Source organism: Sulfurospirillum diekertiae, from assembly GCF_002162315.1.
GTDB lineage: Bacteria > Campylobacterota > Campylobacteria > Campylobacterales > Sulfurospirillaceae > Sulfurospirillum.
The window spans coordinates 343,897-366,319 of record NZ_CP021416.1 but is presented as its reverse complement, the minus strand read 5'-3'; the positions used below and the strand labels follow the sequence as shown (position 1 = coordinate 366,319).

19 protein-coding genes and 1 tRNA gene are annotated in these 22,423 nt (G+C 35.0%); 3 read left to right on the top strand and 17 right to left on the bottom strand.

Going from position 1 to position 22,423, the window contains the following annotated elements; genetic code table 11:
• Positions 1-417 precede the first annotated feature (417 nt).
• The 4 genes from Sdiek1_RS15380 to Sdiek1_RS01880 all read right to left on the bottom strand — a co-directional run bounded on the left by Sdiek1_RS15380 (position 418) and on the right by Sdiek1_RS01880 (position 2,128).
• The gene (locus Sdiek1_RS15380; RefSeq protein WP_256363563.1) at positions 418-540 is read right to left on the bottom strand and encodes a hypothetical protein; all 123 of its coding nucleotides are present in this window, start codon (positions 538-540) and stop codon (positions 418-420) included.
• A gap of 74 nt (positions 541-614) precedes the next feature.
• A complete protein-coding gene (locus tag Sdiek1_RS01890) occupies positions 615-1,550 on the bottom strand; it encodes a YajG family lipoprotein (protein ID WP_087437645.1) in 936 nt (311 codons plus the stop codon).
• On the bottom strand, positions 1,550-1,861 hold the full coding sequence (locus Sdiek1_RS01885; protein ID WP_087437644.1) for a hypothetical protein: 312 nt from the start codon (positions 1,859-1,861) through the stop codon (positions 1,550-1,552). The genes Sdiek1_RS01890 and Sdiek1_RS01885 overlap by 1 nt, the downstream gene beginning before the upstream one ends.
• Positions 1,862-1,873: 12 nt before the next feature.
• The gene (locus Sdiek1_RS01880) at positions 1,874-2,128 is read right to left on the bottom strand and encodes a hypothetical protein (protein WP_087437643.1); all 255 of its coding nucleotides are present in this window, start codon (positions 2,126-2,128) and stop codon (positions 1,874-1,876) included.
• Between the two features lie 145 nt (positions 2,129-2,273).
• Here Sdiek1_RS01880 and Sdiek1_RS01875 point away from each other — a divergent pair, with 145 nt between their 5' ends.
• Complete coding sequence (locus Sdiek1_RS01875) at positions 2,274-2,513, top strand: helix-turn-helix domain-containing protein (protein ID WP_369688500.1); 240 nt, start codon at positions 2,274-2,276, stop codon at positions 2,511-2,513.
• Between the two features lie 41 nt (positions 2,514-2,554).
• On the opposite strand, the gene Sdiek1_RS01870 is transcribed toward Sdiek1_RS01875, so the two are convergent.
• The 9 genes from Sdiek1_RS01870 to Sdiek1_RS01835 all read right to left on the bottom strand — a co-directional run bounded on the left by Sdiek1_RS01870 (position 2,555) and on the right by Sdiek1_RS01835 (position 15,513).
• Positions 2,555-3,706, bottom strand: a complete 1,152-nt coding sequence (locus Sdiek1_RS01870) for a GIY-YIG nuclease family protein (protein WP_087437641.1) — start codon at positions 3,704-3,706, stop codon at positions 2,555-2,557.
• Positions 3,699-5,546 carry a DEAD/DEAH box helicase gene (locus Sdiek1_RS01865; RefSeq protein ID WP_238099100.1) on the bottom strand — a complete coding sequence of 616 codons (1,848 nt, stop codon included), beginning with the start codon at positions 5,544-5,546 and terminating at the stop codon, positions 3,699-3,701. The genes Sdiek1_RS01870 and Sdiek1_RS01865 overlap by 8 nt, the downstream gene beginning before the upstream one ends.
• Before the next feature lie 186 nt (positions 5,547-5,732).
• Positions 5,733-6,869, bottom strand: coding sequence for a Fic family protein (locus tag Sdiek1_RS01860; RefSeq protein WP_087437639.1), 1,137 nt, complete (start codon positions 6,867-6,869; stop codon positions 5,733-5,735).
• Positions 6,870-6,875: 6 nt separating this feature from the next.
• Positions 6,876-7,376 (bottom strand): protein-tyrosine phosphatase family protein, encoded by a 501-nt coding sequence (locus Sdiek1_RS01855; RefSeq protein ID WP_087437638.1) that lies wholly within the window; start codon positions 7,374-7,376, stop codon positions 6,876-6,878.
• A gap of 39 nt (positions 7,377-7,415) precedes the next feature.
• Positions 7,416-11,195, bottom strand: a complete 3,780-nt coding sequence (locus Sdiek1_RS01850) for an NACHT domain-containing protein (protein ID WP_087437637.1) — start codon at positions 11,193-11,195, stop codon at positions 7,416-7,418.
• Complete coding sequence (locus Sdiek1_RS15535; RefSeq protein WP_369688499.1) at positions 11,192-11,290, bottom strand: type IIL restriction-modification enzyme MmeI; 99 nt, start codon at positions 11,288-11,290, stop codon at positions 11,192-11,194. Before Sdiek1_RS15535 ends, Sdiek1_RS01850 begins: the two co-directional genes overlap by 4 nt.
• Positions 11,250-13,850: a DNA methyltransferase gene (locus tag Sdiek1_RS01845; RefSeq protein ID WP_202819575.1), complete on the bottom strand. Its 2,601-nt coding sequence runs from the start codon at positions 13,848-13,850 to the stop codon at positions 11,250-11,252. The genes Sdiek1_RS15535 and Sdiek1_RS01845 overlap by 41 nt, the downstream gene beginning before the upstream one ends.
• Positions 13,851-14,054: 204 nt before the next feature.
• Entirely contained in the window at positions 14,055-15,266 is a 1,212-nt protein-coding gene (locus tag Sdiek1_RS01840) for a tyrosine-type recombinase/integrase (RefSeq protein ID WP_161491968.1), read from the bottom strand.
• Positions 15,267-15,438: 172 nt separating this feature from the next.
• A tRNA-Asn gene (locus Sdiek1_RS01835) sits at positions 15,439-15,513 on the bottom strand.
• A 201-nt stretch (positions 15,514-15,714) separates the two neighbouring features.
• On the opposite strand from Sdiek1_RS01835, the gene Sdiek1_RS01830 reads away from it, so the two are divergent.
• Both Sdiek1_RS01830 and Sdiek1_RS01825 read left to right on the top strand, forming a co-directional pair.
• On the top strand, positions 15,715-16,668 hold the full coding sequence (locus Sdiek1_RS01830; RefSeq protein WP_087437635.1) for a TAXI family TRAP transporter solute-binding subunit: 954 nt from the start codon (positions 15,715-15,717) through the stop codon (positions 16,666-16,668).
• A gap of 66 nt (positions 16,669-16,734) precedes the next feature.
• The gene (locus tag Sdiek1_RS01825; protein WP_087437634.1) at positions 16,735-18,810 is read left to right on the top strand and encodes a TRAP transporter permease; all 2,076 of its coding nucleotides are present in this window, start codon (positions 16,735-16,737) and stop codon (positions 18,808-18,810) included.
• A 23-nt stretch (positions 18,811-18,833) separates the two neighbouring features.
• Here the strand turns inward: Sdiek1_RS01825 and Sdiek1_RS01820 are convergent, their stop codons facing one another.
• The 4 genes from Sdiek1_RS01820 to Sdiek1_RS01805 form a co-directional block, all read right to left on the bottom strand.
• Entirely contained in the window at positions 18,834-19,670 is an 837-nt protein-coding gene (locus tag Sdiek1_RS01820) for a radical SAM protein (RefSeq protein ID WP_439951340.1), read from the bottom strand.
• Positions 19,671-19,796: 126 nt separating this feature from the next.
• On the bottom strand, positions 19,797-20,819 hold the full coding sequence (hemE, locus tag Sdiek1_RS01815; protein WP_087437632.1) for a uroporphyrinogen decarboxylase: 1,023 nt from the start codon (positions 20,817-20,819) through the stop codon (positions 19,797-19,799).
• Complete coding sequence (locus Sdiek1_RS01810) at positions 20,816-21,331, bottom strand: YqhA family protein (RefSeq protein WP_087437631.1); 516 nt, start codon at positions 21,329-21,331, stop codon at positions 20,816-20,818. The genes hemE and Sdiek1_RS01810 overlap by 4 nt, the downstream gene beginning before the upstream one ends.
• Positions 21,331-22,359, bottom strand: coding sequence for an aspartate-semialdehyde dehydrogenase (locus Sdiek1_RS01805; protein WP_087437630.1), 1,029 nt, complete (start codon positions 22,357-22,359; stop codon positions 21,331-21,333). Before Sdiek1_RS01805 ends, Sdiek1_RS01810 begins: the two co-directional genes overlap by 1 nt.
• Positions 22,360-22,423: the final 64 nt, after the last annotated feature.

Genomic DNA, 22,423 nt, shown 5'->3' with positions numbered 1-22,423 from the left:
TAGCTTATATATGAACGATAGTGAATAGTGATGTACGGAGGCTTCTTTATTTATGTCAAAAATAACCTTTAAAAACTAACCACAAGGCTACTTAAAATCTTCTATCAATATTTTGTTTCCAAAAGGGTATATATATTACTCTGTTTCCATATAAAATAAAATGTTTCCAAAAGGGCATATACCTCTAAAGAGGTGTATAAAAATTGTCAAAAATTCTTTTTTTCTGTTTCCAAAATGGCTTATATATGAACGATAGTGAATAGTGATGTACCAAATACTTTGGAGTGATAACAAAGGTACAAACTAAAGATGACTAGCAAATCGTTGAAATATTTTTATTTTAGGAGGAATGTTTTTTCAAAGGAAGCTTTAGAAGAGATTTACCATACTTCTTCTAGAAGAGTATTGATTTTGAGATTATTGATGCTCTTTGTATTGAGGGCTGTACTTAGAATAACCAAGTTCATAACGAAGTTTAGCAATCGCTAGAACAGCTACAACGAAAGATAATGTGCCAAATATGATATTAAACCATGTCATCCGTCAATCCTTTTAGATTCGATCTATGTTGAGATTATAGAACAAATTGTTCTAAAACACCAAGGGGAAATGTCTTATTCCCCTTTTTTGTATTCCAGTTGTTTATCGGTATGTATCAACGTAAAGCTCTGTGCAGGGTTAGCACTGTTTTTACATGTAAAGGTCTCTTGATTCATAAAAATATTGATGGTTGTTGGATTCATAGTCTCTAAACGCATAAAAAGATATTCATCCATCGTAATAGGTTTAAATTGTGTTAAGGCATTCGAAACAAAGAATTCACCACCATGATAGGTGCAGTACTTCTGAGCTCCAGTAATACGTTCGTATCTCCAAGGAAAAACAGAGCTATTTTTCTCCAAGTCGAGTAAATCCTCGAACGAAGTATACTTCGTTGAAATTTGGGCATATTTTGAGCCTTTTAGCCATGTTTTTAAGCCAAGGCTTTGTGCTTTATCGTGTTGAATCAGATAAAAACGTGAATAGGTCTCTTTTAGATCTCGTTTATTGCCAAGAATGGCACGTTGTTGTAACTCAACGTTATCTTTCATGGAAACGATGGAAAAACCATCATTGGGTGAGAGGCATTGGTAAAATCCTTCGTATTTTCCTAATCCTTGTTCTCTTATGGCACTTTTATAACTCACATAATCAAGACTAAGCAAAGTTGGTCGTGCATTTAAAGCTTGAATTGCTTTATCACCGTACACACTTTTCCCTTTGATGCTCTCACAATAGCCTTTAGCATCATCAAGGACTTCCATGATGTCTCGAGCATCTGCCACATTCACTGCTTCATCGTAGGTTCGATACTCAATAATTGATTGATGCTCTCTTTCGGCAATAACATTGTAGTTTATTGTCTCACCACCTCGTTTGAGGGCAATGTATTCTTTTAAAGAAGTTGCTTGCTGCAAAGAGGAAGGATTAGGTTGTGAGGGTGTTGTGGCACAACCAGAAAGGAAAACTACCGTCATGATGCTTGATAAAAGAATATGTGTTCGTTTCATTACCATTGCCTTATACCTGTGTCGTGTTCAAAAAAGACTTTATCAAGGTATTTACATGTATTAAATTCTGACTTTTTAGGAGTGCTTTTATACTCTGCTGTATGAAAGAAGCATCCAACAAGAAGCAATAATGAGAAAAATTTTGCAGCATCACATGTCAATGTAGCTTTCATGGTAGTAACGGCTATTGCATAATCACGAAAGATCCAATAGAGTATGAAAAATCCAAACAAAACTAAACCACCAAAGAAAGCCCCAACAATGATTTTAGCCAAGACCATAATGAGGTAATCACGAATCATGGAAAGCATCTTTATTCTCCTTTACAGATTTTTGTTCTTTTCAAACACAAGGTACACATTACTATTCTGGGTATAGGAGTTTATCAATCGCCATCCATCCCCGTAAAGCTCTTGTGTGGTTGATGATTTTTTAAAATCTCCCGAACAGGTCATTGGGCTATCAGCAAATGCACCAATCTGTCTTGCCTCAAAACGACAGGTTGTGACTGATTTTTGCCCTTCGCTTGCTAATAGACAACCAACTACCATAATCAACGATACAAGAACCTTTTTCATTAACATTCCTTATGACTAATTTATAGATAAAGGATACCGTAAAAGAGCTTATTAAACACTTATAAGTGTTTGTTACAAACCTCGTTAATCACTACTATTTCATCAACTTATAGGTGTTTATTAAAGGTGATTTATTGTGGAAAAAATGATTGAGCGTTTTATGGATCAAATTGTTGAAAATGTTAAGGCTGAAAGAACTAAAAGAGGTATCAGCCAATTAGCATTAGCACAAATCCTTGGTCATAAATCACCCAACTATGTGGCTAAAATAGAAACCCGTAAACATGATGTCAGTTATAACCTTGAGCACCTTTATAGAATTGCTTCTGAATTTGGTTTGGAAGTGACAGATTTAATCCCTCAAGTGAAAAAAGCTACGAAATAATATTTATTGAGCATATTAAATTTTCTGTAACATTATGGTCTTTAAATCATAATTAGTTTGTCTGATTTTTCATCATACCTATAGTGTATGATTTCACCATTAATAATAAGTTCTAATGCTTTCTCAATAATATCGAGCGACACAACAAACCACTCTCTTGGAGTATATCGTTTACTAGCATCTCCAGAAATATCAATATTTAGGCATACTTTGCCAAAAAATTTATGAATAAGTTGTTCAAATTTTTGTGTGTTCATATTATAGGTTTCATAAACACTAACAATTTTAACGGGAGCCATCAAATACGTCGGCTCATTAACAGCATTTTTAATTCTTTCTTTGACTTCAGTTGTTGAATAACCAACTTTGTATAAGTTTTTGATAGATGCAATTTTGGTATCTGAACTTAAAGACTCCAAGATATAAATATAACCCGTTTTATTATCTTCTTCTGAAATTTGAGATAATTTATCTAGTACCCTATCATCTTGTAGACTTGCGAAATATCCATCCTCATACAAGCCCTTTCCAAAGGATCGCAAAAGCATATTTGATTCAGTTCCATTTTCAAAGATAATCCTTGTTCTGGAATCCAGTTTATTAAATTTATCTTTTTTTGGATCATCAATTTTTTCTAAATAAGCCAACACCCCTTTTAAAATAAAAAAGCTACCTTCTTCAAAGAACTTTTCGTTAAATTTAGATAATTTTCTTGTACCGTTTTTTAGATCTTGGTGTACTTCTTTAAAAAGAAGCTCATATTTATCAAATTTTTTACATGGTCTTCTTTGTGCAACGAAATCTGTCTGCTCACGTTCTTTTGGAATATGCTTCAATGTAAATATGTCATTCTCTTTCTCATCGCCAAGCAATCCAAATGCATCGTTATTTAAAATATCATCAATGGAATTAATCTCAATTTCTTGCAGGAGATTCAATCGATCATACGGTTTAAGAGCCTTCATCTTTTCAGGGTTTTCACGTATTCCTTGCAATCTTGAATACAAAGTACGCTCCTGCATATTAGGCGATTTTTGAGGCTCATGTCCATTTTGTTCAACAAAAGTGTTAATCTCTTCAAAACTCGAAATAAGCCTATCATCTTCATTTAAAGCTTTTGTTGTGGCTTTCTGCTCATTCAAAAGCCCTAGTGGGTCATCGGCTAAAATCTCATCTAATGAAAACTCAACCATTGACTTTCTCACGTCGAAGCTTATTGAGATAAATAAGAGCTTCCGCCATTCTTTTTTCTGTAAAATCACTGCTGTTTAAATCTGGCATTCTTCCATGCTCGCTTTTAAATACAGGAATTTTTTTATAAAGTATAATAGCTTCTTCCGGTGTCATTTCTATTCTTGTTGCTTCAATACTCTCTTGAATCAATTTAAGCACATGCGTCGTCACTGATTTTGATAGGATTTCAAAAGCCCTTTGAAATGGGTTGATTTGATCTATCAAATCAATATGAAGTTCATCTATATTAACAAATTTATCTGCCATTTTTATAAATTTTTTATCACCGCTTTCTATGATATGCCCATTTTTAACGACACTATCAACAACGACATGCTGCCTTAGCTCTTCCACTTCATTATCATTCAAATCAGGATATTTAACCTTGATAATTTTAGGGATCAAAACTCGATTGATCACTTCTGCATCAAGGTTTCCCGGAATGGCTTTTATCATCACTTCATCTTGCAAGATAGCTGCTTTTAAATCATTCAAATCTGATTCGATAATATCTTCCACTCTTTTGCTTGTTGGTTTTTTGAAACCTCTGATTTTGAGTTCACCTTTTTGATTAGGTTCATCATCGCCATCAAATCGCGGTTTAAATTTAAAATTTGGTGCTAAGACTTGTTCCATCAATAGTGATGCTGTAATGGCTTTGAGCATATTATTGACGCTAAGTTTGACTTCAGAGTCCTGTGCATCAGGTTGAGCTATAAGGTTTGTAAACTGAGCATGAGTTTTATTGTTGCTATCTCTTGTTGCTCTTCCAATGATTTGAATGATCTCTGTTAAGGAACTTCTATAACCAACAGTCAAAGCATGCTCGCAGTAAGGCCAATCAAAACCCTCTTTTGCCATACCAAGGGCTATAATCAAATCCATATCATCAACATTTTTGATGTTGCGTAGGTATGTTACGACTTTCTCTCTTGCTTTTGGTTCATCATTGACTAAATCAGCTACCTTAAGAAGTTTACCATCGCCTTTTCGTTTAACGATGATGATCCCTTCCTCAGTAATCTGCTCCACTGTCCCGATAGTATCTAAAATAGTATCTACCTCTCGGTGTTTATCTTTTGTAGATTCACCAGAATTGACATTAGGAATGTGTAAAATTGTTTTTTTATTAGTGTCTAAAATTTCGTGTATTGCACTTGTATAACGCCCTTGATAAAAGTGATATCCAATGCCCAATGATTTCAAATACTCATAACCATTTAGTTGTTCGTAGTAGTTATAGGTTATTTTTGAAAATTTTGCCTCATCTTCAGCCATAAGTACCGGTACGCTATCGCCTCTGAAATACGAACCTGTCATAGCTACTATATGAGCAGTAGAATTTTGCATAACAGAGCGAATAAGCTCTCCTAGCTGGTTTTCTCCATCAGCTGAGACATGGTGAAACTCATCAATCGCTAGTACACAATTATCAAATTTTGCATCATCTAGCTCTTTAAAGGCAAACCTGAGTGTTGCATGGGTGCAAATCAGAATTTTTTCATCACTGTTCATAAACTTTTTAAATGCTTCTACTTTACTCTTTTCTCCTCCGGGAGTACAAAGATTATACAGAGGGTTTGGTTCCCATGAAGCAAAAAAACCGTTTGATTTTAAATCGGTCTTTTCAAAAGAACCGCCGATAGATCGCTCAGGTACAGCTACGATGACTTTGGCAATATTCTGATAGTAAAGTTTGTCTAAAGCGATGAACATCAAAGCTCTTGATTTTCCAGATGCTGGGGGAGCTTTAAGAAGAAGGTACTGCTCGTTTCTAGCTTCGTAAGCTTTTGCTTGCATATCCCTCATGCCAAAGTTATTGGTTTTTTTGCTCTCACCTGTTTGCCCATAAGTTACATCTATGATATTTGTCATTCATCCCTCTCTAATTCAAAAAATTGGCTCGAACTTTAACTATAAAATTCTCTTAGTAAAATTTAGGATCCTAACTTTAACTATAAAATTCTCTTAGTAAAATTTATGACTTTAATTTTTACTATATATTGTCAAATACCTATCAAATACAAACAGTTTATTTCTCTCATATCCTGTAATTTCTTTTAAAATACCTTTTGACTCAAACTCTTTGACTAAAGTATTTGCCGTAGGCTTACTAATCTCCAAAGGCTCTATGATTTCACTAATTGAGATAATAGGCCTTTGATATAAGAACTCTATCAATTTGCTCGCATTGTGTGCCTTTTTACCAAATCCTACTATCAGTGTATCCATCTCTTGTTTGAGACTCAAAATATTTTGAAACGTTTGTACGCCATTATTGGCAGTAACAATCACTGCTTCAAGAAAAAACTTTATCCAATGAATCAAATCATTATCTGCTCTTACTTTTGTCAGTGCTTCATAGTAAGCTGATTTATTTTTTTCGATAAAATCAGAGAGATACAAAGATGGTTTTCTAAGTAATCCTTTACTCACTAAATACAGTGTTATGAGCAGTCTACCGATACGCCCATTCCCGTCCAAAAATGGGTGGATCGTCTCAAACTGATAGTGAGCAATTGCTATTTTTATAAGATGCGGCACAAATATCTCTTCGTTGTGCAAAAATTTTTCCAAATCACTCATGAGATCCCCAACTTCATTGTGATGGGGTGGAATATAATAAGCTGTTGCTAAACTAGCACCACCTATCCAGTTTTGAGATCTTCTAAATTCACCCGGCTGTTTTGCTTCACCTCTTACGCTATTGAGCAAAATTGCATGAATATTTTTGATAAGACGATTCGAGATAGGTAAACTTTCAAGCTCTTTGATAGCAGTATTCATAGCATCAATATAGTTTCGTACCTCTTGCCAGTCATCTCTTTTTTCAGGATTTATCTGCTCTTTTGCGATAAGCACTTCATCCATCTCTGTTTTTGTGCCCTCTATCTTACTTGATGTATTCGCTTCTTTTGTGATATGCATCTGTATAAACATATCTACATTTGGTACAATCCTCGTAAAAGCGTTAAGTTCACCAAGTGCTCTAGTTGCATTTTCAAGCATAGTATTGATTTGAGGGTCATCCCATGTAAAAGTATGATTGATAAATTCTGGCAAAAAACTTTTATATTGATACTCTTGTCTCAGCGTACCTGATTTAAAATCTTTTATATTCATATTATTTCACTCCTTGATCAATTTGCCTAGCCATCTTTTTACAATATACTCCACATTGCCTCTTTTGGGCTGATAGTTGGCATAAAATTTATCTTTGAACTCTCTCAAAGCATTGTTTGTTGCTTCGATATGACCGTGCTCTAGCATATACATAAGTACGATAGAAGGGCTTCGCGACTCTGCTAAACTACAATACACAAAGACGGGCATATCATTATCCAAATGCCGTTTAATAAAGTCTAAAGCCGCATCTATCATTTCATCGTTTACATATTTTGGGTCATCTCCATCAATCATGTTTAGATAAATAGCATCATCTTCCTCTTTGTAGAGATAGTAAGGATTGTCCTTGTTACACCCTCTACCGCTCCAACCCACCTGTGACTGATGTGTCACAAAGCCATTGGCACGGTTGAGTGCACAGACGATTTTCATACCTTGGCTTACCGCCATGCGGTACTCCTCTTTTGTACCTATATAGATGTTCAGGTTGGCTATTTTTTGCATGTGTTTTTTCTTTTTTCATCTCTTTTTTTTGCTTTTTTTCTAATAATCATCTCTCATAAAGTCACTTTTTCTTTCTCTTTGTATATCTTGTTTTAAAAAATCTATACTCTGCTGTATTTTTTGTTTATGTCTAAGCAAAGGGGCTGTTGTCATCAAAGAAAGTAATGAAGTAAAAAAATCAATCTCTTTTTGTAGAGATGGTATTCTGCTACCATTCCAACTTTGCATCATTGGCTCTAATGATAATTGCTTAAATAATTCAAAAGAATCATTTCTAGCGATGAAATAAGATATAAGAGCTATTTTTCTTTCTTCGCTAAACTCACTTATTAATTCAAATATAAAAATAATTTTTTTATTATCACTAAAATACAAGTCAATATATTTTTTAATTAAGCTATCTGCTCTATTTTCAATTTCACCTTGATTTTCACGATTTATAAAAAAGACCTTGAGCAATTCACCTTTTCTCCAAACAAGTTGCTTAGTTTTTAAGCTATAAATCACTTCGATGATTCTAAGAAAGATTTTTTGATAGTCATCTCTCTTCCAAATTAATGAAAAATCATTGTGAATATCATGAGAACTTATTGACTTGTCATGGCTATTTAGAATATAAACAATATAATTATCAACAAAATTAATATCAAAGTTAATCAATTTGTTAAAAGCCATCATGTCATAGTCAAAATGATTTTCACAATTCAAACAAAATAAATATGCTTTTTTAAATAATACTATGTCTGAATATATATATTGGTCAAGAAGTTTAAAAATATCGGTAAATGGATTAAAAATTATAGAAAAAGTATCTACAAATCTATTGTCTTCATTTTCTGCCCTGTTAACCAAAATGGTCATTATTTCTAAAAAAATATTTTCATCTACTGTACAATATTTGATTAAATAATCTAAATGAGAAGGCATGCTCCTATAACTAGAAGTTTTATAAAGTTCTAATAATGATTCAGCCTCTTTCGAAGTAATTTTGCTTTCATCAATTGCTATAAAAAGATTAAATAACCATGTTTCTTGAGCTTGAAAAGAATATTTCTTTATGAATTCAAAGGCTTTCTCTTTTCCAACAATTTTTATTAAATCTGACATATTCAAATTTAATAAAAATGGATCACCTAACTCAAGATATTTTTCTAGTATATCAATATAAAGAGTTTCATTTTTATGAGCAATTATGTGAAATAACTCATTCAAACTACTTTTTAGATTATAAGCATCTCTTCCTTGCTCTGCAAAAAACAACTTACACGAATCAAAAAGTTGTAGCCAATCACTTAAAGTATAATCTTTTACAAAATCAGCTAATCTGTCATGTTTTATTTGTCGTATTTTATCCCAATCTGTTTTTTCTTCTTTGTCCCTTGGTTGCTCTAATGAAATATCTACATCATTTAAAAAAAGTAGTTTTTTTAATTCATATGCTTGATGTTTAAAAGTTTCTTTGATACTAGTATCATAAACAAGTTTATGCCCATCAAAACTTTTTAATAGATTTTGTACAATTTGACAATGTCTATATATACTTGAATCAAAATATTTTTCTATTAAATTTAAAATATTTTGAACATCCCATTTTTCTACATTGCTCACATCAGCACTATAACTAATCCCTGATGGATATTTTTGAATTAAGTTTTCCAAGTCTCCTAAAAAGTTTCCACTAGAAAACAATATATCTAATTTTTCAAAAATATCATTTCTTAGTTCTTGCAAATTTTCTGTTTCAAAAGGTTTATAACGAGATATGATAAAATTATGACCTTTCATTTTATTTTCTTCAAACTCGGTTTTTAAAAATTCACTACAAACCCTAATAAACAATCTCGTTAATAATTGATTCTTTCCATGTTCAGTAAAGTTCCATAAAGTGTCGATTAAAATTTTTTCTTTAGAATAATTGTATCGATAGCTATCATACTTGATTCCAAAATTTTTAGTTAGTACGATAATAACTTCATATATTTTTGATGGTACTTTAGTTAAGTACGTAATAATTAATTCGATAGAAATTTTCATATTTTCTAAACTATCATGCCTAAATAAAGAAAGTTTATTTAAAATCTCATCAGTTTGATTTGTATTAATTTGTTTCCAAATATCAAGTGGTTCAGCATCTATTTCTACATTATCTAATTGTTCAATTGCCTCTGAAAAATAAATCAAAATATCTGTTTGTTTTAAAAACCAAAATGTATTTATCACTTCATAAATGTGCTGTTTATTTGAAAGGGATTCACCCCATAAATTATTAACTGGTTCACGCAATACTTCTAATATGAGATTTGTATCAAAGGAACTCAACAATGGATTTAAAGCATCAACAAATTTTCCTTTGAAACTAGGAAAAAAATGCTTTAAGAAAATGCCAATGTTAATTTTTTTATCAACAAAAACAGTTTTATAAAATAAATAAGTAGAAAGTATTTGATCTGAAACTTTAACGACATTATTTTCATACATATCAACAACTTCAAGGCGATGTAACTCTTCTATATTTTTCCATATCGCATCAATTGAAATATCAAAGGCTTTTTCTATCATATCAATTTGTTGAGTATTTTCTCTATCAATAATTCTAAAAAATGAAATGATTGCTACACTTAACAAAAGTAAATCATTTTTTTCAAATATTTCAATATCTTTTTTAATACTAGAAAAATACTCATCATATAATGTTGTCACATCATAAATTGCATCTAATCTGTTTTGCTTTTTAACTATAGATGCTGCCATTAAAGCTAATCTTGGATTACCTTGAGCAATATCTGCAATTCTCTCAAGATAGAGATGATTTGTAATACTATATTCTTTCTCAACAATTTTTTTAATTGAGTCATCGCTTAAAGGTTTTAATTCAAGTTCATAATAACTTATACTTTTAGGTAATTTATCAAATAACTTTTCTTTTGCATAATCTCTAATTGTTGCAATTATTTTTATAGTCCCCTGATTGATTTTTTCACCATAATATTCAAAGAGGTATTCTAACGATAGATGAATTCTATTAACATCATCAATAAAAATTAGATACTGTTCAGATTGAGAATTAAAATATACCTTTAAATCATCAAAAATATTGGCACCTCTATTTAAAATAGCTTTAAAAATAAATCCATTTTCTTTAGCATATAAAGAACTAATATCTATCGCCAATTTCGTTTTACCAACTCCTGCGGCACCAGTAATAAAAGTGATTTGATTATTTGCTAATGATTCTCTTAAATTTTGAATTTCTACATCTCTAAATTGTAATGTTGTATTAAGTGATGTTGAAAATTTGTTCTTTTCATAAGCATCTATAAACTCTACACAATCAAGAATTTGACCAGTATCTATCGAGATATCTAAAAATTCCTTAGCTATATTTGGATAATTACTAAATAAATCATTCGCTAAATATGAATTTCCAATAAATTCACATGTAATATTTTTTGAGCTGCAATAATCTATAAATTGTTTTATCTCTTGTGGATTTAAATCAGAATTACATGCAAGTACAATTTTATTTATTTGTACTACTTTTATACCTGTTTTCTCTTCATCAAAGCATTTTTCTAAATCTTTTAAAAATTTTTCTACAATATTGGTTTTCTGTGCAGTATATTCAATAAATATATATTTTCCATCTTCTAAAACAATATAACTGTCAGGTGTACCTTTTATTGGTTTGTCTTCCCCAAGTTTTGTACCATTAGAATGAGGTGCAGATATTTTTTTTGTCAAATATGCATCTAAAAGCTTATGAAATTTTGTAGCATCAATTTCTTGAAGTGCTTTTTCAATTTGATTTATTTTACTCATTTCTTGCCCTTTGTCATCTCTTCATACATCCTAAAAAGGTACTCTAGTCTTTCTTCATCGGTTTCGAATGGTTTGGGGCGGTAGCATTGTTCTATGGCTTTGTCTAGGGCGTGGTGGGCTTTTTTTTAAGCCTTCTGGCATTTTGTTTGGGTCGTAGAGCTGGGCTAGGGTTTTTTGGCTGTGTTTTTCTCGCTCATCGAGTACGCCAAATACAAGCTCGGTGATTTCGTCTTTTTGTTTTTGTGAGATATTTGGGAATGGGAAGGTGTTGTAAACAAGTGCTGATGAATAACGATAATCTGTTTTTAATCTTCCTGCAACAGTTCGCATCCAAACCATGTGCATTAATGATGATATAACTCCAAATATCCAAGGTTCAGCATCGTAAATTGCATTGGCTGCATTGGTTAAAATCGTTTCTTGTGATAAAAATCCAGTTGGTATATATTTTCTTCGTTCAGATGTTGTAAGCGGCACAATCAAGGATGTCGTTTTAGAAGTTTTTGTATCTCTAAAACGATGAGAGTATTGAGCCAATTCTTGCGCTCCGCTGTCGTTACTTGAAAGCCGAAGAGTTTTTACTTTTTCAATTCGTTCATTTATAAGGGAAATAGATTGTGCCAACGACAGGTCTTTATCTTCAATCCAAATTACCCAACGCTCTAAGCCGTTTAAAAACTCTTTTGCTCCTTTAAGCGGTCTTATAAAATTTTTAGCTTCTGGAAATGCACTAAGAATACGCTCTTTTTCTTGCTTTTCAAGAATCAAAGGTTCTCCATAAACTGCTTTATTTCCGTATTCCATAAGTGGTAATTTCGATAAAGATTTTGTTCGCTTTGTCACAACAGAGACATTGACAGAAGTTAGATATGGATTGATATGTTTAACTTTTTGCTTAATCGAACCATTGAAGATATATTTATTATCGGCATCAGAACAGTTTCTTAATCCGATAATTGCAACAGTAACACCGGCATTTCCTTTAGCATTGTTTGTCCATTTGAAAGATTGATGAGCAAAAAACACTTCAATCTCTAACTTAAAAATATGAAGCCACAACATTGCAACCTGTTCACCTTGTACGATAGAATTTGTCGTTACGAAAGCTAATTTTGTATTTGAGTTTTGTATATATTTTGCACCTTTATAAAACCAACATGCTATGTAATCTAAGTTTTTGTAATTCTTGATACCTTGAAAAACAGATGCCATGTCTTCTTTTTGCTTTTTGTTCTGCATACTTGAGCCTAAATACGGTGGATTTCCCAAAACATATATCTCATCCCCAACATTTTTAGGACAAACTTCTTCCCAATCCAACCTTGTAGCATTTCCATGAACAATATTTCCTCCGTCATGAAGAGGTAAACTAGGACTTGTTCTCCCAAATGCTTTGTAAAATTCTAAGTTCATCTGATGTTCGACGAGCCAAAGAGAAAGCATTGCTACTTCGTGTGCAAAATCGTCTAGCTCTATGCCGTAAAATTGTGTTAGTTTTATCTCGCTAAAGACAAAACTCCGCTCTTTGCTTAATGTGTCTATGCGTTGCAAGATGCTCATTTCAAGTTCTCTTAGTTTCTTATAGGCGATGATGAGAAAGTTTCCGCTTCCACACGCTGGGTCAAAGATTTTGAGTTTTGAGAGCCTTACATGTAAAGCTTTAAGTTTGGTTTTGCTTTCATAACTTTTTTCAAATTCGACATAGAGTTCATCTAAAAATAGCGGTTCGATGACTTTCATGATGTTGGGTACAGAGGTGTAGTGCATGCCCATTCCACCACGGTGTTCAGGGGTAACAACTGCTTGTATCATACTTCCAAAGATGTCTGGATTTATCTGTGACCATTTTAACTTTCCGATTTCTAGCATGAGGGAGCGTGAACGAGTGGTAAAAGTCGGAAGCTTTACATGTAAAGCAAAAAGTCCGCCATTGACATAAGGAAATGCGTTTAGGTATGCGGGTGTGTTTGGCTCTCTTTTTGTGTTTGGTGTGTTGAAAATGGTAAAAAGTCTTTGCAAGTAAGCATCCAAATCGCTCCCGTTCACTTGCGTGTGCGATGAGAGTGAAGAGGTAAAGAGGTTGTCAGGGAAGATGTTGGTATCTTCAGCAAAGTAGCAAAACAAAAGCCTTGTGAGAAAGACATTCAAAGAGTGAACTTCCTCTTTGATTTCAAAGCGGTTGTTTTTTTGAAGCTCATCATAGAGTTTTGCCATCTTGAGTGAGGCTTTGACATCGGCTGGGTTTTCATCGGTAAAGGTAGTTTTTTCCATCCCTGCGAGAGGCAAGAAAAAATCGTAATGATTGATAATGTTTAAGAGTTCGATATCGAGGCTATCTTCCGTTTTAACGTCATAGGCAAGGAGTGTTTCGTAGTCTGTTACAAGAACAAATCTTGGTAAGTGTTTAAGAACTTCTTTTGAAGATTTAAGTTCATCTATCGTGGCATGAAGTTCATTATCCGTCACTTTGAAAAAAAGTTTTTTTCTCATGACAAGTTCACCGTATGATGTAAGTTTGTCGTGATCGCTTCCTTGCAGTCGTTTGATGGTTGATTTTGGGATACCGTATGCTAAGAGTAGCTCGAAGATGAAGTTTTCTTTGTCAAGATTTGCTACTAGATTATGAAGATTATTTTCTATTTCTAAGACAGTCATTGAACATATGCCTTGTGTTAATACTTTGTGAGAAAATTATATGTTTATTTTATCCAAATCAAAATAAGAGTTATAAGATATATCATAAATTATCTCTTTATACAGATTTTTCGGATTAACGAGATAATCAAAATATATCAGATAATTCCTATTTTAGGACTTTTCGGAAAATTACAAATTCATCAGATGAACTGGATCAATCAATTAATTCTTGCTATTTTTCAAATCATCCAAATAATTTGCGTACCATTGCATCAATTGCATTCTCTCGGGTATATATTTAGCACCATTATATACGTCACGTTCTTTATTTTTATCTTTATGCGATAAACATGCTTCAATAACAAGAGAATCAAATTGATGCTCCCTTAAATTGCTATGGCACGTTGTGCTGAAAATATGGCGAAAACCGTGTCCGGTTTGTTCGTCCTTAAAGCCTAAAATTGACAAGGCCTTGTTGATAGAATTATCCGATAACGGAGTATCCGATTTTCGAGGGCTTTGAAAAATATATTTACTGTTTTTTGTGTAAGGATGCAGTTCTTCTAAAATTTTTAATGCTTGGGATGAAAGGGGTACGATATGATCCTTTCTCATTTTCATACGCTCTTTACCGATAGACCAAATCTTTTTTTCAAAGTCGATTTCATTCCATGTTGCAGCCCTGGCTTCGGTTGGACGTAAAGCAACTAATGGCAATAATCTCAAAAGCTGTCTAACAACATATTCACCAGAATATGAATCAATTGCAATTAAAAGCTCTTTTAATCTTTTCGGGTCTTTAATGTGTGCGAATCTTTCATTCTCATATTTGGTTAAAAATTTACCAGCTGTCATAGAAGATATAACGCTAAACTCAATAACCCCTAAATCTTCTGCGTACTCGAAAATATTTTTAGCATAGCCTAAACAGCGGCTAGCTACTTCAGGGCTACGTAAATCTGCAATTTTTAAAGCACTTGCAACGTCTTGCTTCTTGATTTCACGAATATTTATATCACCCAAAATCGGATAAAGATTCTTTTCAACCCTCCGCTCAACGCCCTCAAAAGTCTTTTCTGCTAATTCCCTCTTTTTCTTTTCAAGCCATTCTTTTGCAATAGCTTTAAAGGTATTAACCGTAGCTAGTTTCTTCTCTAGTTTCGCTTTTCGCTTTTGATCAACAGGGTTAATGCCATCTGCTTTAAGTCTAATCGCATTTTGGTGTAAAATCCTTGCTCTTTCAAGGCTGATCTCAGGGTATTTCCCAATCGAATAGACATACTTGTTGTTCTCAAAAGAATAGTTGTAGCGCCAAAGTTTACTACCATTGGGTTTCACGAGAAGATATAAGCCTTCGCCATCTGTAAGTCTGTAATCTTGCTCTAAAGGCTTGGCATTACGTACTTGTAAGTCTTTCAGGAGTTTTGATGCCATAGTAGTCATTCTCCTTAGAAAAGTAGAAATTATCAAAAATTACTACCAATATTACTACTTTGACTCTTAGTTTGGGTTAAATTGCGTTGTATTGTATTAGATGAATATTTGCGAAAGAATGCCGATTTTATAGGGATTTTTAGACTATTTTGGAGTATGCTAGATAAAAGAGTGGCTCCGAATGCTGGATTCGAACCAGCGACCAAGTGATTAACAGTCACCTACTCTACCGCTGAGCTAATTCGGAACACTTTGAATGAGGTCGAAATTATAGTCAAAAAAAATTTTTTATTGTCAAGACTTATTTAAAAATAATTATTCAAGAAAAAATTTGTTGTACTAATCTTAAAAAAAACATAATCAAACTACCCTTTTATAGATTTATTCAAGTAATAGTAAGAAAAAACGTAGTAGCATTAAATGAAACACTACAATTCAAGGAGTCAAGATGAATAGAATACTCACTACATTAGCGCTTACGGGAACGCTAAGTATCTCTCTGTTTGCAGCGGAGTTTATTACAATTGGTACAGGTGGCGTTACTGGAACGTACTATCCAACAGGTGGTGCTATTTGCCAAATGGTCAATAAAAACAAAAAAGAGACGAATATTCGCTGCTCAGTGGAATCTACAGGTGGCTCTGTTTATAATGTTAATACCATCAAAGCAGGTGAACTTGATTTTGGTATTGCCCAAAGTGATACAGCATACCAAGCGTATAAAGGTGAAGGTAAATTTGAAGGTGCTGCTGCTGTACCAGAACTTCGCAGTGCCATTGCGATTTATCCAGAACTTCTTGCTCTTGTTGTCAGCCAAAAATCAGGGATTAAGACGATGGCAGACCTTAAAGGTAAAAGACTCAATTTAGACTCTCCAGGTTCAGGAACCAATATGACTGTTGATGTTGTTTTTGAAGCACTTGGCATTAAACGCTCAGACTTAGCGCTTGTCAATGAACTCAAATCGACAGAAGGTCCAACGATGCTCCAAGATAACCATATTGATGGTTACTTCTTTGTAGCAGGTCATCCAACGGCAAACATTAAAGATGCCGCGAGTTCTGTGGACATCAACATTGTTCCTATTGAAGGTCCAGCCATTGATGCATTGGTTAAAAAATATCCTTATTATGCCAAAGGTACTATCTCAGGTACATACTATAAAGGTGTTCCAAATGATGTTCCAAGTATTGGTGTTAAAGCTGTTCTTGTAACCAGTAGCAAAGTCAAAGATGAAGTGGTTTACCAAGTAGTAAAAACGATTCTTGATAACTTCGATAAATTTAAAGAACTTCACCCTTCTTACAAAACAATTACCAAAGAGAGCTTGCTCGAAGGCTTAAGCGTACCACAACATCCAGGTGCTATGAGAGCATTTAAAGAAGCAGGACTACTTAAATAAAATAAATTTCTTACATGTAAGGCTTTTTGAAAGAGAAGCCTTACAGATTGACATAAAGGTTTATGCGTGAAAACACTCGAAGAAAGACTGGATGATGAAAAACTCATCAGCGAATTTGAAGGACATAGAGATTTTGAAAAAGGAAGTTGGCATTACTGGCTTATAGCTGCTATTGCTTTTTCATGGTCTTTATTCCAACTTTATATGGTCATTGAACCAGGTAATAGCGCTCATGCAAGAGCGATTCACTTAGCCTTTGGCCTTGCTCTCGCATTTTCAATGCATGCTATGTATAAAAGTCCTAAACTTCAATCAACCATTACATGGTATGACTTTGGTATTATGATTGTAGGTATTGCTGCTGTTTTATACCAATGGTATGCCTATAAAGACTTAGCTATGCGCTCAGGTGCATGGACACAAACCGATATCATCGTTGGTGTTACAACCATTTTAGTTGTTCTCGAAGCCTCACGAAGAGTCATGGGACTCCCATTGATGGTTGTGGCAATGGTCTTTTTAGCCTATGACTACTTTGGTCCTTATTTACCGGATATGATCGCCCATAAAGGGGCGAGTCTTAATAAAATTGTCGGACAAATGGTTCTCACAACCGAAGGTATTTTTGGTGTACCACTAGGTGTTAGTGCAAGTTTTGTCTTTTTATTTGTTCTTTTTGGCGCTCTTTTAGACCGAGCAGGTGCGGGTGAATACTTCATTAAACTTGCCTACACTATTTTGGGACGTTACGATGGCGGTCCCGCCAAAGCGGCTGTTGCAGCTTCGGGTATGTTTGGTATGATCTCAGGCTCTTCCATCGCCAACACAGTCACGGTGGGAACCTTTACTATTCCTTTGATGAAACGTCTTGGTTTTAGCGCACATAAAGCTGCGGCTGTTGAGACTGCCGCTTCCGTTAATGGTCAATTGATGCCTCCGATTATGGGTGCCGCGGCATTTATCATGGCGGAGTTTTTAGGACTCGATTATACGGATATTGTTTTTGCAGCTTTTATTCCTGCATTTACGTGCTATATTGCTCTTTTTTACATTGTTCACTTGGAAGCTAAAAAACATGGTCTCAAAGGTGAAGATCCTAATATTCTTGGTCGTGTCTGGCCTATCTTTATTCATGGTATTCACTACCTTATTCCTATTTTCTTTTTAATCTATACGCTTGTGGTACTACGACAATCCGCACAAAGTGCCGCTTTTAGTGCGATTATGTTTTTGATGATTATCATGCTCGTGCAAAAGCCACTTAAAGCCTTAATCAATCAAGAAAAAGTGACTTTATCGCTCTTTGTAGAAGGGTTGGCAGATATTGGACATGGCATGGTCAATGGTGGCAAAAATATGGTTTCGGTTGCGATTGCAACTGCCGTTGCGGGTATCATCGTAGGCTCTGTAACGCTAACAGGTATTGGTCTTGTCCTCGCAGAGGTCATTGACAATTTAGCCAATGGCTACATTTTAGGCGTTCTTTTCTTAACCGCTTTTGTCTCTTTGGTCTTGGGTATGGGACTTCCAACAACGGCGAACTATATCGTTATGGCGGCATTAACAGCACCTATCATCATGGATCTAGCAGGAAGCAATGGGTATCTTATCCCAGCACTTGCAGCGCATATGTTTGTTTTCTACTTTGGTATTTTGGCCGATGACACACCTCCTGTGGGCATGGCGGCATATGCCGCGGCGGCAGTTGCAAAGAGCGATCCGATTATTACAGGTATTCAAGCGTTTATTTATGACATCAGGACGGGTATTTTGCCGTTTATGTTCTTCTTCAACAATGAGCTACTGTTAATAAGTGGTGTAGATGCAAACGATCCCAATGATCCTTCAAAATGGATTTGGATTACCAATCCTTTTGAAATTGCGCTTATTTTTGGTGGAGCTATCTTTGGTATGTTTGCCTTTACATCAGCAACACAAAGTTTTATCTTAACTAAGATTAACAATATTGAGAGAATTTTATTGATTGTCGTCATTCCATTTTTAATGCTTCCAAAACTTATGGCAGCAAAACTGGGGCTTCCGAGTCATTATTTTGCCTATGTAATCGGTTTTACCCTCTATGGTTTAATCTATTTTGGACAAAGAGTCAAATACAAAAAACAGCAATTAGCACTTGCGTAATAGCGTAGTGGGCGCTTTGCCCACTAGGTTACTTTATAAAAATTCACGCCTGCAATATTTTTTACATGTAAAGCATTTTTTTCGACCAAATGGTTGAGATTTTTCAAACTTTGCGCATCAAAACAAAGCGCTATATCTTCAAAGCTTTGAGGCCTTCGTTTAAGAAGTTCATAAATCTCCTCTTCGCTAAAATAACGCTTTTCAGAGATGTAGTTTTTCTTATACGCAATGTTTACATGTAAATCTTCCAAGAGATTTGAAAGCTCGACTAAACGCTCAATGCTGACACCTTTGACCGCATACGCAGGTGGGCGATCAATGGTACTGACATCAATGCGATCAGGATTGATCTCATGCAATGCCGCATTGAGAGCATGAAATTCCTCTTCGGTATCATTGAGCCTTTCTACCACTAAAATTTCAATGACCAATGTCCCTTGATAGCGCGTTCTAAATTGTTTCATACCTTCGATAATCTGCCCAATTTCAATCCCTTTGTGCGCGCGATCAAGCTTCTTAAAGCATTTTGGACTGACACAATCCAAAGAGAGTTTGACAATATCAATTTTAGAAAGCGTTTTTTGAATCGCCTCATCATGAATCGTAGAGCCATTGGAGAGAATCAGCAGTTTTGGGCGATTGGGTAAAATAAGAATAGCATCCACCAGTGCGTCAAGCTCAGGGTAAAGGGTGGGCTCGCCATTGGCGGTGAGTGTAATGACATCAAGGTTTTGATGCTTAGAGAGTGCCATTTTAAGCGCATCTAACACTTCATGGAATGAAGGTGCATCTTTCGCCTTATCGACTGTTTTAGCCCCTTTGAGCTCACAATAGAGGCAGTCAAAATTACATTGTTTGATGGAGGGGCTAAGATCGATGCCAAGTGACTGTCCAAAACGTCTTGACGTGATGGGTCCAAAGATAATCTGGCTGATGGGAAATCCTTTACATGTAAAGAAGTTTGCCCTAAAAATAAGGGCAAACGGTTAGATCTTTGTACGAGTTTGTACCTGTTTAATGAAGTATTGAGCGTGTTCAACGGGAATATCTGGCAAAATGCCGTGTCCTAAGTTAAAGATATGTCTCTCATTTTTCATCACATTCACAATATGCTCAATCCCCTCATCAATCGCCTCTTTGTTGTAAAGACGTGTCGGTTCCATATTGCCTTGAAGGACATATTTGCCTCCTAATTTTGCTTTCGCAAGCTCAATCGGCGTTGACCAATCCACACCAAAGACATCAAATTCACCATCGATTTTATCCAAATAACCACTAATGCCTTTAGGAAATAAAATGACAGGCACATGCGGATATTTTGCTTTGAGATACGCGCTGATCTCTTTCATATACGACCAACTGAACTCAAAATACGCACTCTCTTCAAGTGCCGCCGCCCATGAATCAAAAATCATCACAACATTCGCACCACTTTGAATCTGACGCTCCATATAACCCTTAAGTACTTCCGTCACTTTTTTAAGCAACGCATGCATAAACTGAGGGTTAGAGTAGATCATCTTTTTAACCAAAGCGTAGGTCTTGGTGCCTTGACCTTCAATCATATAGGTTGCAAGTGTCCAAGGCGCACCGCAAAAACCTATGAGCGCTTTATCCGCAGCGAGTTTGCCACGAATCAATTTAATCGTCTCATAAACGTAGGCTAAGCCATCAATCGCTTTTTCAACACTGAGCTTGTCCAAATCCGCTTGATTTTTAATGGGATGTGAAAAGACAGGCCCCTCGCCTTTTAAAAACTGAAGCTCCATGCCCATTTCTAAGGGAACCACTAAAATATCGCTAAATAAAATCGCAGCATCCACACCCAAAATATCAACCGGTTGAAGCGTGACTTCACAGGCTTTTTCAGGGTTTTTGCAAAGAGATAAAAAATCTCCTGCTTGAGCTCTCACTTCCATATACTCAGGCAAATAACGCCCTGCTTGACGCATCATCCATACCGGTGTATAAGGCGTTTTTTTACCGAAACATGCATCTACAAAAATCATTCGTGTTTTCCTCCATTTTTATGTAAAAAATAGAGCCCTAAGGAAAGAGCCAAAATAGAAAATGAAAGATAGAGCATCTCTAAAGCGCCCTTGTATTCAGCATGAAGCACACGTTGAAAAAAGCTTACGATTAAGACCATCACAATGACTTTTGCGATTTTATCTTTTAGCTCATCTAAAGAGCTCACATATAAAATCTTATCGCCACCCGTACCTTTAGCTACATCAATTTCAGAGATAAAAAGCTCATAAATACCAAAACCAAAGATGAGCAGAACAACGGCAATTAGATAAAGATCAATCGCGCCAATAATATCCGCGACAATATCTGCATGAAAATTTTCAGGATGAAAATTTGTGAAAAAATACTGATAGGTCAATACCAAAACATGGTAAAGATCTGCACTGGCTAAAAAGAAAAGTGCAAAAGCGGCTAAAATACTAAAGACAACCGCTAAGAGGGTCATGAGTCGCGTCGACCACAACCCTCGCTCAAATAATTTTTCTAGCATTAAGCCTCTTCTCTTTTGATCCATTTTTGTGCAATTCTCACCGCATTGGTCGCAGCGCCTACACGAATTTGATCAGCAACACACCAAAGATGAAGTATGTTATCGCGGTTGATATCTTTACGAATTCTTCCTACATAGGTCTCGTTGGTATCGGTTGAAATAATTGGCATTGGGTACTCTTTTTTCGCTGGGTTATCCAAAACAATTACATTTTCTGCATTTTTAAGTGCTTCAATCGCTTTTTCTAAATTGACATCTTTTTCAAAATGAATGGTGATCGCTTCAGAGTGACTTCGCATAACTGGAACACGAACACATGTTGCGCTAATTTCCATCGTTTTACCTAAGATTTTTTGAGTCTCATTGACCATTTTCATCTCTTCTTTAGTGTAGTCATTATCCATGAAAACATCAATATGAGGAATAACATTGAGAGCAATTTGATGTGAAAATGTTTTTGGCTCACACTGATCGAGTTTAAAGGCAAAAAAGTCTTGCATCTGATTGACCAGTTCTTCCATACCACTTTTACCCGCACCGCTGACCGCTTGATAAGTGGCAACATCCACACGAGTAATATTAAAGATATCATCGAGTGGTTTTAACACTTGCACCATTTGAATGGTTGAGCAGTTTGGATTGGCGATAATGCCTCGATTTTGCCATTGCCCAATATCATCAGGATTGCATTCAGGAACGACCAAAGGAACATCTGGATCCATTCTAAAATGGCTGGTATTGTCAATAACGACTGCACCTGCTTCTGCTGCAAAAGGAGCATAATGTGCGGAAATATCACCACCTGCACTGAAAAATGCAATTTCAACATCGTTCTCTTCAAATGCTTTTTCAGTGAGCTCAAGGACTTTATAGGTTTTACCTTTGAACTCAACTTCAAGTCCTGCACTCTTGCTGCTTGCAAGAGGAACGAGATTATTGACAGGAAAATCAACCTCTTCTAAAACTCTACACAGCTCTTCACCAACTGCACCCGTAGCGCCAACGATTGCTACATTGTACTTTTTCATTTCTCTTACCTTAATTTTTATATGAGACTTTTTTAATAACCCAATGGTGCTGGTATTAAGTTAT

Excerpts from the sequence above, each read along its gene's own strand:
- Sdiek1_RS15380 (WP_256363563.1), bottom strand. The coding sequence starts at position 540 with ATGACATGGTTTAATATCATATTTGGCACATTATCTTTCGTTGTAGCT.
- Sdiek1_RS01890 (WP_087437645.1), bottom strand. The coding sequence starts at position 1,550 with ATGAAACGAACACATATTCTTTTATCAAGCATCATGACGGTAGTTTTC.
- Sdiek1_RS01885 (WP_087437644.1), bottom strand. The coding sequence starts at position 1,861 with ATGCTTTCCATGATTCGTGATTACCTCATTATGGTCTTGGCTAAAATC.
- Sdiek1_RS01880 (WP_087437643.1), bottom strand. The coding sequence starts at position 2,128 with ATGAAAAAGGTTCTTGTATCGTTGATTATGGTAGTTGGTTGTCTATTA.
- Sdiek1_RS01875 (WP_369688500.1), top strand. The coding sequence starts at position 2,274 with ATGATTGAGCGTTTTATGGATCAAATTGTTGAAAATGTTAAGGCTGAA.
- Sdiek1_RS01870 (WP_087437641.1), bottom strand. The coding sequence starts at position 3,706 with ATGGTTGAGTTTTCATTAGATGAGATTTTAGCCGATGACCCACTAGGG.
- Sdiek1_RS01865 (WP_238099100.1), bottom strand. The coding sequence starts at position 5,546 with ATGCAAGCAAAAGCTTACGAAGCTAGAAACGAGCAGTACCTTCTTCTT.
- Sdiek1_RS01860 (WP_087437639.1), bottom strand. The coding sequence starts at position 6,869 with ATGAATATAAAAGATTTTAAATCAGGTACGCTGAGACAAGAGTATCAA.
- Sdiek1_RS01855 (WP_087437638.1), bottom strand. The coding sequence starts at position 7,376 with ATGCAAAAAATAGCCAACCTGAACATCTATATAGGTACAAAAGAGGAG.
- Sdiek1_RS01850 (WP_087437637.1), bottom strand. The coding sequence starts at position 11,195 with ATGAGTAAAATAAATCAAATTGAAAAAGCACTTCAAGAAATTGATGCT.
- Sdiek1_RS01845 (WP_202819575.1), bottom strand. The coding sequence starts at position 13,850 with ATGACTGTCTTAGAAATAGAAAATAATCTTCATAATCTAGTAGCAAAT.
- Sdiek1_RS01840 (WP_161491968.1), bottom strand. The coding sequence starts at position 15,266 with ATGGCATCAAAACTCCTGAAAGACTTACAAGTACGTAATGCCAAGCCT.
- Sdiek1_RS01830 (WP_087437635.1), top strand. The coding sequence starts at position 15,715 with ATGAATAGAATACTCACTACATTAGCGCTTACGGGAACGCTAAGTATC.
- hemE (WP_087437632.1), bottom strand. The coding sequence starts at position 20,819 with ATGATTTTTGTAGATGCATGTTTCGGTAAAAAAACGCCTTATACACCG.
- Sdiek1_RS01810 (WP_087437631.1), bottom strand. The coding sequence starts at position 21,331 with ATGCTAGAAAAATTATTTGAGCGAGGGTTGTGGTCGACGCGACTCATG.
- Sdiek1_RS01805 (WP_087437630.1), bottom strand. The coding sequence starts at position 22,359 with ATGAAAAAGTACAATGTAGCAATCGTTGGCGCTACGGGTGCAGTTGGT.